Annotated in this window: 13 protein-coding genes, 1 tRNA gene and 1 pseudogene; 5 read left to right on the forward strand and 10 right to left on the reverse strand. The window is 67.6% G+C overall.

The genetic code is table 11. From position 1 onward, the window contains the following. Positions 1-87: 87 nt before the first annotated feature. Complete coding sequence (locus tag HUG10_RS10120; RefSeq protein WP_179169462.1) at positions 88-1,173, reverse strand: dipeptide epimerase; 1,086 nt, start codon at positions 1,171-1,173, stop codon at positions 88-90. Beyond that, positions 1,170-2,195 (reverse strand): DUF1611 domain-containing protein, encoded by a 1,026-nt coding sequence (locus tag HUG10_RS10125; RefSeq protein WP_179169463.1) that lies wholly within the window; start codon positions 2,193-2,195, stop codon positions 1,170-1,172. Before HUG10_RS10125 ends, HUG10_RS10120 begins: the two co-directional genes overlap by 4 nt. A gap of 337 nt (positions 2,196-2,532) precedes the next feature. Between HUG10_RS10125 and HUG10_RS10130 the strand changes: the two genes are divergently transcribed. Further along, positions 2,533-4,227 carry a glucosamine inositolphosphorylceramide transferase family protein gene (locus tag HUG10_RS10130; protein ID WP_179169464.1) on the forward strand — a complete coding sequence of 565 codons (1,695 nt, stop codon included), beginning with the start codon at positions 2,533-2,535 and terminating at the stop codon, positions 4,225-4,227. Between the two features lie 104 nt (positions 4,228-4,331). Here the strand turns inward: HUG10_RS10130 and HUG10_RS10135 are convergent, their stop codons facing one another. The 4 genes from HUG10_RS10135 to HUG10_RS10150 form a co-directional block, all read right to left on the reverse strand. Further along, positions 4,332-5,564: a carboxylate--amine ligase gene (locus tag HUG10_RS10135; RefSeq protein WP_179169465.1), complete on the reverse strand. Its 1,233-nt coding sequence runs from the start codon at positions 5,562-5,564 to the stop codon at positions 4,332-4,334. A 420-nt stretch (positions 5,565-5,984) separates the two neighbouring features. Then, positions 5,985-6,329, reverse strand: a complete 345-nt coding sequence (locus tag HUG10_RS10140; RefSeq protein WP_179169466.1) for a hypothetical protein — start codon at positions 6,327-6,329, stop codon at positions 5,985-5,987. A 142-nt stretch (positions 6,330-6,471) separates the two neighbouring features. After that, positions 6,472-6,798 (reverse strand): DUF5789 family protein, encoded by a 327-nt coding sequence (locus tag HUG10_RS10145; protein ID WP_179169467.1) that lies wholly within the window; start codon positions 6,796-6,798, stop codon positions 6,472-6,474. Positions 6,799-7,547: 749 nt separating this feature from the next. Then, positions 7,548-7,859: a HalOD1 output domain-containing protein gene (locus tag HUG10_RS10150; protein ID WP_179169468.1), complete on the reverse strand. Its 312-nt coding sequence runs from the start codon at positions 7,857-7,859 to the stop codon at positions 7,548-7,550. Between the two features lie 204 nt (positions 7,860-8,063). Here HUG10_RS10150 and HUG10_RS10155 point away from each other — a divergent pair, with 204 nt between their 5' ends. Beyond that, positions 8,064-8,717, forward strand: coding sequence for a helix-turn-helix domain-containing protein (locus tag HUG10_RS10155; protein WP_179169469.1), 654 nt, complete (start codon positions 8,064-8,066; stop codon positions 8,715-8,717). Between the two features lie 634 nt (positions 8,718-9,351). On the opposite strand, the gene HUG10_RS10160 is transcribed toward HUG10_RS10155, so the two are convergent. Further along, complete coding sequence (locus HUG10_RS10160; protein WP_179169470.1) at positions 9,352-9,681, reverse strand: DUF2795 domain-containing protein; 330 nt, start codon at positions 9,679-9,681, stop codon at positions 9,352-9,354. Positions 9,682-9,949: 268 nt separating this feature from the next. On the opposite strand from HUG10_RS10160, the gene HUG10_RS10165 reads away from it, so the two are divergent. Next, positions 9,950-10,219: a hypothetical protein gene (locus HUG10_RS10165; RefSeq protein WP_394354991.1), complete on the forward strand. Its 270-nt coding sequence runs from the start codon at positions 9,950-9,952 to the stop codon at positions 10,217-10,219. Positions 10,220-10,327: 108 nt separating this feature from the next. Next, the gene (locus HUG10_RS10170) at positions 10,328-10,897 is read left to right on the forward strand and encodes a peroxiredoxin (RefSeq protein ID WP_179169472.1); all 570 of its coding nucleotides are present in this window, start codon (positions 10,328-10,330) and stop codon (positions 10,895-10,897) included. A gap of 32 nt (positions 10,898-10,929) precedes the next feature. Here HUG10_RS10170 and HUG10_RS21665 read toward each other — a convergent pair whose 3' ends face one another. Then, the gene (locus HUG10_RS21665) at positions 10,930-11,292 is read right to left on the reverse strand and encodes a hypothetical protein (protein WP_218780716.1); all 363 of its coding nucleotides are present in this window, start codon (positions 11,290-11,292) and stop codon (positions 10,930-10,932) included. Between HUG10_RS21665 and HUG10_RS10175 the strand changes: the two are divergent. Next, positions 11,228-12,437: pseudogene (locus tag HUG10_RS10175) on the forward strand (MFS transporter). The gene HUG10_RS21665 and the pseudogene HUG10_RS10175 sit on opposite strands and share 65 nt — an antisense overlap. A gap of 158 nt (positions 12,438-12,595) precedes the next feature. On the opposite strand, the gene HUG10_RS10180 reads toward HUG10_RS10175, so the two are convergent. Then, positions 12,596-12,668, reverse strand: a tRNA-Pro gene (locus HUG10_RS10180). Positions 12,669-12,747: 79 nt separating this feature from the next. Beyond that, entirely contained in the window at positions 12,748-13,338 is a 591-nt protein-coding gene (gene trmY / locus HUG10_RS10185; protein ID WP_179169473.1) for a tRNA (pseudouridine(54)-N(1))-methyltransferase TrmY, read from the reverse strand. Between the last annotated feature and the right edge of the window lie 137 nt (positions 13,339-13,475).

The following is a 13,475-nucleotide window of genomic DNA, read 5'->3' on the forward strand; positions in this document are numbered from 1 at the left end:
CCCAGGCCGCGGTGGAAGCTTCGATTCCTACTCGACGCGGACCGCCGATTCCTCTCCAGGGCGTTCGTGCTGCTCGTGTTCGCCGACTCAGCGCTCGACGGCGCCCGTCCCGTTCCGGGTCAGCCCCGCGAGGTCGATCCGCCCCTCCGGGACGGGGACGCCCTCGAAGGGGTCCTCGGCGAGCAGCAGGCTCCCGTCGAGGTCGGCGTAGTCGAGCAGCGGCGCGAGCTGACAGCCCGCGGCGATGGCAGCGTTCGTCTCGACCATGCAGCCGAGCATCACCTCCAGTCCGTGCGCGCGGGCCGCGTGGATCATCCGTTTCGCTTCGAGCAGGCCCCCGCACTTCATCAGCTTCAGGTTCGCGACGTCACAGCGGTCGGCGATCCGGGGGACGTCCGCGAGCGTGACGCACGACTCGTCGGCGGCGATGGGGAGTTCCGAGCGCTCGTAGGCGAACTTCAGCCCCTCGGGCTCGTCGGCTGGAACCGGCTGTTCGACGAACTCGACGCCCAGATCCGCCAGCCAGCGGCTCTTCTCGACCGTCTCGCGTGGGGTCCACGCCTCGTTCGCGTCCACGCGGATCGTCGCGTCGGGCGCCTCCTCCCGGACGGCCTCCACGAGCTCCCGGTCCCGGTCGGTGCCGAGTTTCAGTTTCAGGATCCCGTAGTCGGCGTCGACCGCCTCCTGGGTCTTCTCGCGCATCGCGTCGAGGTCGTCCAGCCCGATGGTGAACGACGTGTCCGGCGCGTCCGCGGCGTTCAGCCCCCAGAGTCGGTGCAGCGGTACGCCGAGCCGTTTCGCCGCGAGGTCGTGCAGCGCGATGCTCACGGCGCAGCGCGCGGCCGGGTTGTCCTCGACGACCGTCCGCATCCGCCCCTCGACCTCGGCGAGCGCGTGCGGGTCGTCGACCTCCTCGACGACCGCGAGCAGGTCCGGGAGCACGGCCTCGACGGTGGCCGCCGTCTCGCCGTAGTGGGCGGCGGGCGCCGCGGCGCCGACCCCGGTCATCGCCCCTTCGTCGCCGGACTGCGTCCGGCTGCAAGAGGCGCTTTGCGCCTCACTGTCGCTGATCCGGACGACGACGTTCTCGGCCTCGGTCTGGGTCCCCCGGGAGATGGTGAAGTCGTGTTCGAGCGGGAGCGACACGCGCTCGAACGAGGTCGAGAGGCTCACCGGATGGCCTCCACGACGTCGTCGGCGCCGAAGCGAACGAGGTCGGCCGCCGGGGCGTCGATTGTCTCGCCGAACGCCGCGACCGCGGCCTCGGCGTCCGCGTCGTTCTCGATGCCGGACGTGTTCAGCGCGCCCGCGACGACCTCGGCGTCGCTCACGGGGGCCGCGAGCGACTCGTACTGGTCGACGTACTCGGCGGGGGGCAGCAGGTCGAACTCCTCGTACCCGTGGATGACGTCGCGCCCGGCCTCGTGACACAGCACGAGTCGGTCGGGCATCGCGCCGTGGAGGATGCCGCAGGTGACCGCCGAGTAGGCGGGGTGGAGGATGCTCGCCTGCCCCTCGACGATGAGCAGGTCGTGCTCCTCGCCCTTCTCCAGGATCATCTCCTCGACGGCGCCGGCGGTGAAGTCCGAGACGACGCGGTCGACGGGGTTCCCCCACCCCTCGATCACGATGCCGGTCTGGCCCGTGGGGATCACGCAGGCGTCGATGCCGGCCGCCTCGGCCGCCGCCGCGAGTTCCATCGTCGCGGTCATCTTCCCGACCGAGCAGTCGGTGCCGACCGTCAGCACCACGTCGGCGCTCACGTCCCCGGCGCGCGCGTCGCTGACGCCCAGCCCCTCGTGGGGCCTCCGGACGTCGCGGAGGGTGACGCCGTGCTCGGCCGCGAGCGCCGAGAACTCCTCGTCGTCGTTCAGGAAGTAGTGGAGCCCCGAGACGACGTCGCAGCCGGCCTCGATGGCGGCGCGGACGTCGGGGCGCCACGACTCGTCGAAGGCGCCCCCGATGGGCGAGATGCCGACGATCAGCTGGTCGACCTGTTCGGCGTCTACCCGCCCGAACGACTCCACGATGGGCGCGTCCTGCACGTCCGGGAGGTGGTCGGAGACGCGGTCGCCGGCGGTGTCGCGGTCGAGCACCGCGACGACCTCGTGATCGCCGTACCGGAGGATGCCGTTGGCGGTCTTCGACCGACCGGGGAACTTCTCGTGGGCGAGGATGACGACCCGTTGGCTCATATCGAGGGGTGGCGACGGCGCGGCTTAAATCGGTTCCATTCGGTCGTTCCGGCCGACTCGTCGGGCGGTTCTCTCGATGGTCGACCGGCGGGTAGTTCGGCCACCGCGACGGACTCCGGAGCGGTCGGCCGGGGTCGCTGACGAACACCCCCGTCCTTTCCCGTTAGCGGACGGGTACTCCAACCGTACCGCGCTCACGTGGCGCTAAACGTCCCCTTTACCCGCCGTTTCGCTCGTCTCGTCGTCAGTCAGGATCGAATCCCCATCGGTCGGTTACGTCGCTCGTAACGAATACGTCGTCCAGTAACGTCAGCCTGTGCCTCACTCACGGAGAGCGGTGGTCGCGAGCGCGCTCGGACTGCTCGGTGGCTGTGCCGGCTCGGCGGGGTTCGGGGAGCCGTCCTCGACCCGGACCCGAACGCCCACGCGGGAGACCGAGACGACCCCGTCTCCCACCCCCGAACCGGTCGACTCGGGACGGACCATCCCGCCGGTCACCCACCCGGAGACCCGCGGCCCGCCGCTCGCGCCCGGTCCCCTCCCCGGCGTGGAGAACCCCGTCCTGACCCCCGACGACGTCACGGACTTCGGCGACGTCTCCCTCGTCGCCGACCCCTTCCTGTTCGTCGAGGACGGGGAGTGGCACCTCCTCTTCGAGGTGTACAACGAGGACCGCGACCCCGACGCGGTCATCGGACACGCGCGCAGTTCCGACGGACGCGACTGGGAGTACACGGGCGTGGTACTCGAGAAGGACGTCCACACGTCCTTCCCGCTCGTCTGGAAGTGGCGAGGGGAGTACTACATGTGCCCGCCCTCGGGCCGGGACGTCGAACTCTGGCGGGCGCGGTCGTTCCCCGACGACTGGGAGTTCCTGGGGAACGTCGTCGAGACGGACTACTACCCCCACGACCCGGTCATCTTCCGGTACCACGACCGCTGGTGGCTGTTCACCGACCGCGACTACCGCGACGTGATGGCCTTCCACAGCGAGGACCTGGAGTCCACGGGCTGGGAACCACACGAGGGAAACCCCCTTGTGACCGACCGGTTGGAGGGCGCGCGACACGCCGGACGGCCCGTCGTCGTCGGGGACCGACCCTACCTGTTCCGCATGGACCTGCGGGACGAGTACGGCGACAAGGTCCGGGGGTACGAGGTCACCGACCTCACCACGACGACGTACGCGGACCGCGAACTCCCCGAGTCGCCCGTCCTCTCCGAGCGTGGCGTCGGCTGGAACGCGGAGGCCATGCACCACTTCGACCCCTGGTGGGACGGTGACGGCTGGGTCTGCGCGGTCGACGGCGAGCGCGGCGGGTCGCCGGAGGGGAGGTACTCCATCGGCCTCTACTACGTGCCGGCGGACACGTCACCGCGCCGGTCCCGCCTCCCCGCCGACCGCTCGCGGACGGCCGCTTACTACACGTTCGACGGACACGAGGGGGTCGCCGTCGACCAGCGGGGGAACCGGCGCCCGGGCGTCGTCTTCGACGCGGAGGCGCGGTCGGTCGACGGTGTTCCCGGGCGGGCGTTCACCGACGCCGCGAGCCGGGTCGTGTTCCCGTACACGTACGAGTCGGCGCTGGACGCCGACGCCTTCTCGCTCGTGGCGTACGCGCGACCCGCGACCCCCGGTCGGAACCGGACGCTCCTCGAGTACGGGAAGTACGACGGCGAGACCAACCTCCGGGTCGAACGGAACGGGGACGCGTCGTGGACAGTCACGGCAGCTGGCTGGGACGACGACGTCTCGTTCACCGCCGACGGGGACGCGGGCGACGGAACGGCGACGCAGGTGGCGCTGACGTACGTGCGGGGGAGTGGGTTCAGATTCTACGCGGACGGGGTCGAACGCGGCCGGGGAGGCGACCCCGGGTCGGTGGTCGAGTACAACGACTACCTCGTCCTCGGTGGCGACCGGCTCGGCGAGACGCCGTGGTTCGGGTGGATCGGTTCGTTCGGCGTCTACACCGCCGCGCTGACCGGGGCGGAACTCGACGCGATGGACGCGGAGCTCCGGACCGGGTAGCCGACCGACCGTCGAGTCGGGGCCCGGGGTCCGGACGGTTCGAGACCCGTCCTCCCGCTCGGTGGCGGTCGGGGTCCTCGGCGGCGGTCGACGGACCCCGTGGCCTACCCGAATCTGCTCCGGAGCTTCTGGCGGATGCCGCGGAGGAACACTCCCGGGTCGTCGAGGTGGGTGTAGTCGAAGTAGGGGTGGCGGTAGAACGACGAGAGCATCTCCCTGGCGGTCTCGACGAGGCCCGGCGGGTCGACGTACGGGGACTCGTCGCGGAGGACGCTGACGAGGTAGCCGAGTTCGCCGCGGAGCGAGTGGCTCCCCCGGTCGAGTTCGTAGCTCGGATCGATCTCGTCGGCCCGCCCGGTCGCCTGGAGCCAGTAGTAGTACGGGAAGTCCGCGCCGGCGTGGACCGTCGAGGGGAGCGACTGCCACATGCGGGGGTTGATCTCGGTGAGCACGAACTCGCCCGTCTCCTCGTGTTGCATGTACTCGATGCAGGCGAGGCCGTGCCAGTCGAGTTCGGCGAGCAGGTCCCGGGCGACTCGTTCGAGTTCCGGGATGTACACCGACCGGCGGTAGACGCCGCCGCCGCCGACGTAGGAGTCGCCGCGGATCTGTCGGTGCTGGAACGTCGCCAGCGGCTCGCCGTGGTCGTACAACCCGGCGAACATGTACTCGTCCGCCTTCGGCACGAACTCCTGGACGATGGGGACGTGGCGCATCGTCTCGCGGAGGGCGTCGACGTCCGGCGTCTCGCCGGGGCGGAGGTGGGTCACGTCCTTCGCCGTGTCGGCCTCCCCGGGCGGGAACGAGTCGACGTACGCGTCGGTGAGGAGGTTGTACCGCGACTTGACGATGAGGTCGTCGCTCCAGTCGTCGACCTCGTCGAGCGTGCGGGTCTCGGGCGCGGGGACGCCGGCGGCCTCGGCGGCCTCGGCGAGCAGCATCCGGTCCGCGACGCGCTCCAGCGAGTCGAGCGACGGCACCACGAGATCGAGGTGCTCGTCGAACTCGTCCTCGTACCGGGAGAACACGTACGCGTCCTCCTCGCGGAGGGGGATGGCCGTTCGGACGTCGTCGCGGGCGGCGACCTCCAGGAGGGCGTCCTTGTAGGCTAGCAGGTCCTCGCGCGGCGGCGGGAGTTCCACCCGTTCGTGGCAGAACCGGGACGCGAACACGGGCGGGTACGCGTGCTCCGACGCGACGACGGTGTTGATCCCGCGGGTACCGAGCGAGCGCACGCATGGGTAACTGCTCTCCGGCCCGAGTTCGGTCGAAAGGAGCACCGACTCGGACCCGTCCGGAGTATCGGTCGTGTCGTCCGGCGAATTACCAGGTGACATGTTCTAGACGTTTTGGCTCGGTGTTCGGAGCGGACGAACCTCTCAATCGCACTCTATGTCCATGATTCTACGACTGTCATGAGGGTGTCGATGGTTCAGATCGATGAACGAAAGTTGAAAGGTCCCTATCCTCCGGTAGGGTAGTCGTACTCGAAGCGGGAGGGACGTGGGACGGAATAGCGGAACGTTACGAGCCGTCAGCGCGCACGAATACGGCGAACGCTCCCCCACAGGTGGCGCGGTCGACCGGGGCGGCCGTGAGTGAGCGTCTCCCCGACCCAGCGAGGGCGGTGCATCGTCGTGCGCCGCAGTTGGACGGGCGTATACGGGGATACGGACAGCATAACCAAGAGGGGGTGGGCGATGGGCGTCGCGCGACACCCGTCGACCGACCGGTGGTCACCTCGCGCGCACGATCGTTCAGCGGCGCCAGCGGTGACGCGGGTGGACCCACGCCCACCCGTCTACCGCCTCGCTCCGGAGGTAGTCGCCCTTCCGCCGGTGGCCGTCGGTGTCGACCGCACCGAGTTCCCCGAGGCCCGCAGCGTCGAACGTGGTGACCGCGACGCCGTGGAGCATGTTGTCCCAGAACACCGCGCGCTCGCAACACTCGGTGAGTCCGAGCAGTTCCCTGCGACCCTCGTCGGCGTCGAGGAGGTGTCGAGTCGTGGCGATGGCGTCCGTGGCGGTCCGGTGTTCGGCGATGGTCCAGGCGAGTTCCCCCGCGAGGTGGGTGAGCGCACCGTGGTTGGTGGTTCCTGACATGTGCCGTGACTCACCCGTCGAAGGGGCCGGGGATATGGGTGAGCCAGAGGCGTGGCGAAAGTGAAAGTGGTACTCCTGCTCCGAGGATCGGTACTCCCCGGGCTCAGCGGGGTGACTGGATCCGCAGGTACCACCCGGCCGATCAGAACGACTCGTCTTCCGTCGCCTGCGACTCCTCCTCCGTGTCGTCGGAGACGCCGCGATCGGAGTAGTTCGCGCGGCCGACCGAGTCGCGGGGCATCTGGCTGAGCGCCATCTCGCGGACGTCGTCGGCGGACTCGAACGTGTCCTCGCCCATCGGCCCGAACAGCTCCTCGATCGTGATCGGGTCGGCGTTCGTCCGTTGCATCTCGCGGTCGCCGACCTCGTCGATCAGTTCCTCGGAGCTGAGCGGGTACGAGAGCTCCTCGAGCGCGGGGTTGACGTCGCCGAAGTTGACGCCCTCCTCTCGGCTGTCGTCGTCGGACATACTCGGATGGTCGGTCGCCTGGGGGATACATCTTGTCGCCGACCCGCGTTCGATCGGGCCCCGTGGTACGCCGATTCCTCGCCGCGACGACGCGGTGATACCGTCGACGATGGGGCGTGCGACCGGGAGCGACAGGGGAGCATAGCCGAACTCGACGCTCGAGGGGAATTCACGTCACAACCGTCCTCACTGTCATATACCGGCCTTTAATTCGATCGAGAAGCTACGAATGAAAGGACACATCTGGTGTCCCGTGTGCCCACGGCGGCCCGATGCGGGTGCGATGGTCAACGTATCGATATGTCGGGCCGCCCTCCATCACCTGGGCCACCTGAGGGAACGTGGAGGAACACGGGAGACGTCGGGTGATCAAACCGTTTCGCCCCCACCGAACGGTTCGTCGACAGGCACGGTCGCATTCCGGTCGCGACCGTCCCGACGTCCTCGTGGCCGCCCTTCCGCGATGTCCGACGAGCGGCCGTTTCGGATGGGGAGTTATCCGTCACACGCCCACCTCGGTTCGCGCATCGCCCCCAACTCGTCCGTCCCCGGTATCCTCGGTTTCCATTCGGGATAGCGCTCCCCCTGTCCCACGGCTGATTCACGGGGTCGCGCTCGTTGCCGGTCCACGCGAAGTCGACGGCCGTGATGGACAGCCGGCACCTACGGCCGACCGTGATTCGCTTCGAGGTGAGCGACGTCGAGGGGTAGGGGACCCGGTCCGACGCCCTCGTCCGTCCTGTGGGGGCTCAGGGCGAGCGAAATTCGATGTGGCCCTCGCTCGACACCCGCGCGAGGAATCCGCCGTACTCCAACTCGACGACTAGCTCGTCGCTGGCCCTGTCGGAGTGGGACCGGAACAGGCCGTCGAGCGCGTCCGGGTCGATCACGTCGGAGAAGATGGGCAACTCCCGGGGTTCCGTTTCGGTGAGCTCGCTGACCGCACAGACGAGTTCCTCGCTCACCCTGTCCGTCCTGGGGTCGAATCGCGTTCGCTTGGCGACGAGGGTGGACGATTCGTCTCGCTGGTTCGTGTACTTCGATCTGGTGTACTCGGTCATGAGAAGGGGAAAACTCCTGTGGAACGGGACGCTGGCCCTTCGTTTAAAATAAACGACGAAATGATGTCTCACTGACCGAATTTGGATGTACCTTCGAGCCGTTGCTCGGCGGGTGATACGGTGGGACGACGTCGATAGGGAAGGGTGGCAGGCCCATGCTCGAGCCGTGCCACTCCTTATCCCGACGAGACCCGAATTCGCGCTATGGCCACCGTCGCCGAGTTCACGATACCGGCGGGCGACTTCCCCCTCGGGCGCGCCTTCGAGGAGTTTCCCGAGGTGACGGTCGAACTGGAGCGCGTCGTCCCGACTGGCGACGCGATCGTCCCCTACTTCTGGGTCCACGGGATCGACCACGTCCCGGCCGAGGAGTTCGACGCCGCGTTCCGGCACCGCCCGCAGGTGTCGGTGGTCCAGTCGGTCGACGAACTCGACGAATCGTCCCTGAAGCGGGTGACGTGGACGCCGGAGTACGGGGGTGTCCTGCGATCGATCGTGGAGACGGATGTCGTCCTCGTCTCCGGGATCGGAACCGCGGAGAACTGGACGTTCGAGATCCGAAGCGAGGGTCGGGACGAGATCGCCGCGTTCCGGGCGTTCTGCCGCGAGCGCGGCGTTCCCGTCGAGGTACGCTCCCTCCGTTCGCTCGAGTCCGTCCAGGGGGACCGCGAGTACGACCTGACGGACGCCCAGCGGGAGGCGCTGGTGCTCGCGCTACAGTCCGGGTACTTCGACGACCCCCGCAGGACGAAACTGGAGGGGATCGCGGAGGAACTGGGGATCACCCGCCAGTCGCTCGCCGCGCGGCTCCGGCGGGGACACTACCGCCTCATCGAGAACACGCTGGTGAACCCGTAGGGCGGACCGGGCGTCGCTCGGACACGGACTGCATCAGTCCGATGGGGAGCGCGTCGATGTCGATGTCCCGTTCGTCCCCTCACGGTCGGGAGTTCGACACGCCGTCGAGTGTTCGACGCGGAGGACAGCGAGACCCCCCTTCAGTGACTTCGACGGAGCCCTCCAGAATCGGGGTCGCCAGTCGAAGTCGGAGAGGGATCCCCGCGGGGCACCCCTCGCACTGGCGGGTCGTTTCGATCGTGGAAGCGGGAACGTGGTTCGGGTTTCGGACGTGGACGACGCTGGAGTCGCCGTGAACTGGTACCCGAAAACCGCAAGAAGCGGAACGCGCGAGTGTCGTTCATCCCCGACCTCGTGTGCCTCTGCGTCGCGTTCCGCGGCTCCGATCCGGTGACTATGCCTACGGGGCGAGAGACTGGAGCACGTGTCCCGCCATTAGATTCCAGTAGCGTGAGACGGGAAGTTCTATAGCCTAATTCTTTAGGCGTGCCTCGAGTCCGGTGCGTCGCTATCGGAGCGTCGAGTGGCGCTGTCAGCGGGGGTTCTCGATCCGTCGATTTCGGTCCGGAGGAGCGGGTTACTCCGGTTCCGAAAGGCGGACGAAGCCGGAATCGGGGCTGACCCGGGGGGGAGGCTAGAAGGACTCGTTCTCGCTCTCGCCGGTCCCTTCGAGCGTGTCGTTCGAGACGCCGCGGTCGGAGTAGCGCTGACGGCCGACCGAGTCGCGAGGCATCTGGCTGAGAACCATCTCGCGGACGTCGTCGGCGGACTCGAACGTGTCCTCGCCCATCGGCCCGAACAGCTCCTCGATCGTGATCGAGCCGACGTTCGTCCGCCCGAGCTCCCGCGCGCCGTACTGCTCGACCAGTTCGCTCCTCGTGATGGGGAACGAGAGCCCCTCCAGCACGGGCTTGATGTCGGTGAAGTCGACGCCTTCGTCCCGGTCGGTTTTGGGTTGCGACACGGTGAGAAGGTCGGCTGGGAGTCGGAAACCGATTGTCACCAGTCGCTGACCACTCGCAGGCTCGTTTGGTCACGTGGTTTCTCCGGGCGGAACTGGTGACCGTGGCTGGATCTCCGAAAAGCGCATCGACGGTCGATGTCGGAGGACGCGTCGAGGTGTATCGAGAACGCGGCCCGCCGTTCGACTCGCTGGGTCGATCGCCGACCGGGAGGGAAGAACGACCGATGCGGTGAGCGCGGACTGGTTCCACCGCCACCTCCGCATCTCAGTGCGTCCCGTCCTCCGGCTCTACCTCGTCCAAGGCATCGAGGCCCACCAGCAGAACTCCGTGCTCACCCTCGACGACGGGGCTACCCCGCGGCGTTCCATCACTGCGACAACCAGGGGTCCTACTTCCCCGAATCGGTCTACCCCGAGGTCGAGTCGTACCTGCCCGGCGTTGGCGCGTTTTCCACTCGCTACGGACCGCTCGGCGTTCGTCGAGGTTCTCGAAATGACGCCATACCCTCGATCAACACACCGTCGTACTTTGTCCTAAACTCCCCCATCCATATAGCACCCAAATGAAACCAGAATAATAAGACTGTGTCCGAATATTTTGAATGTGCCAATATTTTATCTATCTATGTGCATTATCTGTAGGACGATGTCCGAGGATTTCCCACTGCCGGACGACCTGCCAGTACCGGAAGATGATGGAGCGGCTGATCACCTCCAGGGGATGGAGATGCCCGACGTGTCACTTCCAGCGACCGACGGCACGACGGTTGACCTTCAAGAACTCCCCCCGCGGACGGTTGTCTACGTCTATCCATTGACGGGGCGGCCAGACGAGGATGTGATTCCGGACGGTTGGGAAGCCGTCCCTGGTGCCCGTGGTTGTACCCCCGAGTCACGCGGGTTTCGCAGCCACTACGACGAACTCCGAGATAACGGAGTCGGGGAGGTGTTCGGGCTGTCTACGCAGACGAGTGAGTACCAACGTGAGGCCCGCGATCGCCTGCAGCTCCCGTTCGAGATGCTCAGCGATGCCGAGCGGGAGCTGGCGACCGAACTCGACTTGCCGAGGTTTACCATCGAGGGAGACAGGTATCTGAATCGGTTGACGTTGATCGTCACCGATGGACGGATCGAACACGTCTTCTATCCGATCTTCCCGCCAGACGAACACGCGAGCGAGGTTCTGGAGTGGGTACAGGACAACCCCGGTGAATAGTCCGTACGACTTGATGGGACCATCGACTCCATTTAGCCAACCCGTTCGAGTCCGGAGCCGCTTGAGGAGATCAACTGAGTCGCAGGCGCTACTACGACGCGTCCGTCGCCCTCGTCGGGCCGGAGCGCGCGAACCTCCGCGGCGCGGACGTATGGACGACGACGGAACCACTCGTCGAGGCGGCATAGGCCATCGCGAGCATCGTCGGCGATTGCGGGGAGGTCACGGACGAGCGATGGACGGTACTTTGGGGCGATGGTGATGACGCGGCTCGACACGCGACGCGTCCGGTGGGTGATGTGGGGCGCTCTCGCGTTCGGGTACGTGCTCATGAGTTTCACCCGCGTCTCGACGGCAGTGCTGGCGGAGTCGCTGACGCGCGCGTTCCGCATCACGGCGACGGAACTCGGGTTGCTCCACTCGTCGTTCTTCTACCTGTACGCCGTCATGCAGTTGCCCGCCGGGTTGCTCGCGGACCGGTACGGCCCGCGTCGCCGGAACGGGCACGTTCGTCATGGGCCTCGGTGCCGTCGCGTTCGCGATGAGCGATTCGTTCCTCGTGGGCTTTCTTGCCCGCGCACTCGTGGGCCTCGGCGGGAGCGTCATCTTCCTCGCCATCCTCCGGTTCGCCGTGACGTGGTTCCGGGCGGACGAGTACGCCACCGTGACGGGCATCACTATCGGCGTCTCGGCGCTCGGCGGCATCGTCGCGACGACGCCACTCGCCATCGCCGCGTCCGTCGCCGGGTGGCGGGCATCGATGCTCGCCGTGGGGTCGTTCTGTGTCGTCAGCGCCCTCGTCATCTTCCTGTTGGTCCGTGACCGACCGGCCGACCCGGTCGACGACGAGTCGTCCGAACTGGCCGCCGACGGCGCACCCACGTCGCTCCGTGCCGGCTTGCGGTCTGTCCTCGGCGGCCCGGACGTGTGGGTCCTCGGCGTCATCCAGTTTCTGATTCTCGGCGTCAACTTCACCGTCATCGGCCTGTGGGCCGTCCCGTACCTCGTCCACCTCTACGACCTGTCCGTCGCGCGTGCGTCGCTGTTCGTCCTCGCGGGTAACGTCGGCCTCCTCGTTGGGTCCCCGCTGTTCGGGCGGGTCGCTGACCGCACCGCAGCCCACGCCGCACTGGTGTTGTTCTCGACGCTCGTGTTCTGCGTCGCCTACGGCACCATCACGGCCCTCGGAACGCCACCGCTCGTCCTCGTCGGCGTCCTCTTCTTCGCGGCAATGTTCGTCAACGGCGGAATCTCGCTCGTGTTCACCGTCGGGCGTCGGCGGCACCCCGACGAGGTGAGCGGAACGGTGGGCGGGACGATAAACAGCGTCGGCTACTTCGGGGCCGCCGTCGTGCCCGCGGTGATGGGCACGGCCCTCGATGTCTTCTGGACCGGAAAGACGGTCGGCGGCACGCCCATCTACACCTTTACGGGCTATCGCGTCGCGTTCGGGATCGCCACGGCCGCCGGCCTCGGGGGCCTCGCGTGTGCACTGTGGATTCACCGGACGCGGCGGACCCCCGAACGAAGGGCAACGTGACGGACATCCTCTCCATCCGGACCAGAGCCGTTCGAAAGCTGAACTGGGCGAAGCAGTCGCAGAGGGGCGTCTCCTCGCGGGAGTCGATGTTCACCCCGACCACCCCGGAGAGCGGCCGCTACCTATCAGGAGATGCGGAAAAGGGGGTATATATCCAGTGGGCCGGCGCAGATTCGAACTGCGGTTACGGCCACCCGAAGGCCGAAGGATACCAAGCTACCCCACCGGCCCGCATTCGAACCGTCGCCACGCGTTCCTTTAACGCTTCCGAAAGGGACGCCCTCGGGGACTCACGCGCCCGTCGACCGACTCAGTACGAGGTGTATCCCTCGGTGTCGAGGTAGTTGTGGGCGACCACGATGGCGTGGTCCGCGTGGATCGCTTCGGGACCGAGTCGGAGGCGCGCGTCCGCCCGGTCCGCGAGCAACTCCGCCTCCCGGTCGGCGAACTCCGAGTGGTCCGAGAGCACGAAGGTCGGGTCGGCCGGCGGCTCGCGCTCGGCTGCCGGCTCGCCGTCCTCGTGGAGCTGGACGAGCGTCCCCTCCAGCGCGTCGAGCGTGTCGGCGAGACCCATGCGGTACAGCTCCACGCCCGGGCTCACCTCCGCCGGCATGTGACCGATGGCGTCCTCCCGGTTCGACAGGGCGTCGCGGACCCGAGCGGCCGTGCTCCGCTCGTCCGGGTGCAGGCCGCGGGCACTCGCGCCGTCGAACCTGACCGTGTACTCGTCCCGGAGCACGAGGTGGACGCGGCTGTCCGCCCGGATGCCGTGCGAGAGGAACAGCCCGGCGTTCACGCAGCGGGCGAGGAGGTCGAGCCGCCCCGCCGCCCCGGGGAGGTCCTCCAGCGGGAAGTCGGGGTCCGTGGGGGCGTCGTGACCGCAGACGACGAACTGGCGCATACGACGACTCGCGGCCACACCGTCCTGTTCCTTCCGGTCCGGTTTCGTTTGTAAAAGAGTGGAACGCATGTCCACTAATAATACGAATTCGGGGAAATATCACAAGTTGAGACGGGATACCACGACAATGACTGAAC

The sequence above is a fragment of the Halorarum halophilum genome, assembly GCF_013401515.1.
GTDB lineage: Archaea > Halobacteriota > Halobacteria > Halobacteriales > Haloferacaceae > Halorarum > Halorarum halophilum.

What these genes read in the sequence shown, in the direction of transcription:
- trmY (WP_179169473.1), bottom strand. Translation starts at nt 13,338, where the DNA reads ATGCGCCAGTTCGTCGTCTGCGGTCACGACGCCCCCACGGACCCCGAC.
- HUG10_RS10145 (WP_179169467.1), bottom strand. Translation starts at nt 6,798, where the DNA reads ATGTCCGACGACGACAGCCGAGAGGAGGGCGTCAACTTCGGCGACGTC.
- HUG10_RS10150 (WP_179169468.1), bottom strand. Translation starts at nt 7,859, where the DNA reads ATGACCGAGTACACCAGATCGAAGTACACGAACCAGCGAGACGAATCG.
- HUG10_RS10125 (WP_179169463.1), bottom strand. Translation starts at nt 2,195, where the DNA reads ATGAGCCAACGGGTCGTCATCCTCGCCCACGAGAAGTTCCCCGGTCGG.
- HUG10_RS10155 (WP_179169469.1), top strand. Translation starts at nt 8,064, where the DNA reads ATGGCCACCGTCGCCGAGTTCACGATACCGGCGGGCGACTTCCCCCTC.
- HUG10_RS10135 (WP_179169465.1), bottom strand. Translation starts at nt 5,564, where the DNA reads ATGTCACCTGGTAATTCGCCGGACGACACGACCGATACTCCGGACGGG.
- HUG10_RS10170 (WP_179169472.1), top strand. Translation starts at nt 10,328, where the DNA reads ATGTCCGAGGATTTCCCACTGCCGGACGACCTGCCAGTACCGGAAGAT.
- HUG10_RS10140 (WP_179169466.1), bottom strand. Translation starts at nt 6,329, where the DNA reads ATGTCAGGAACCACCAACCACGGTGCGCTCACCCACCTCGCGGGGGAA.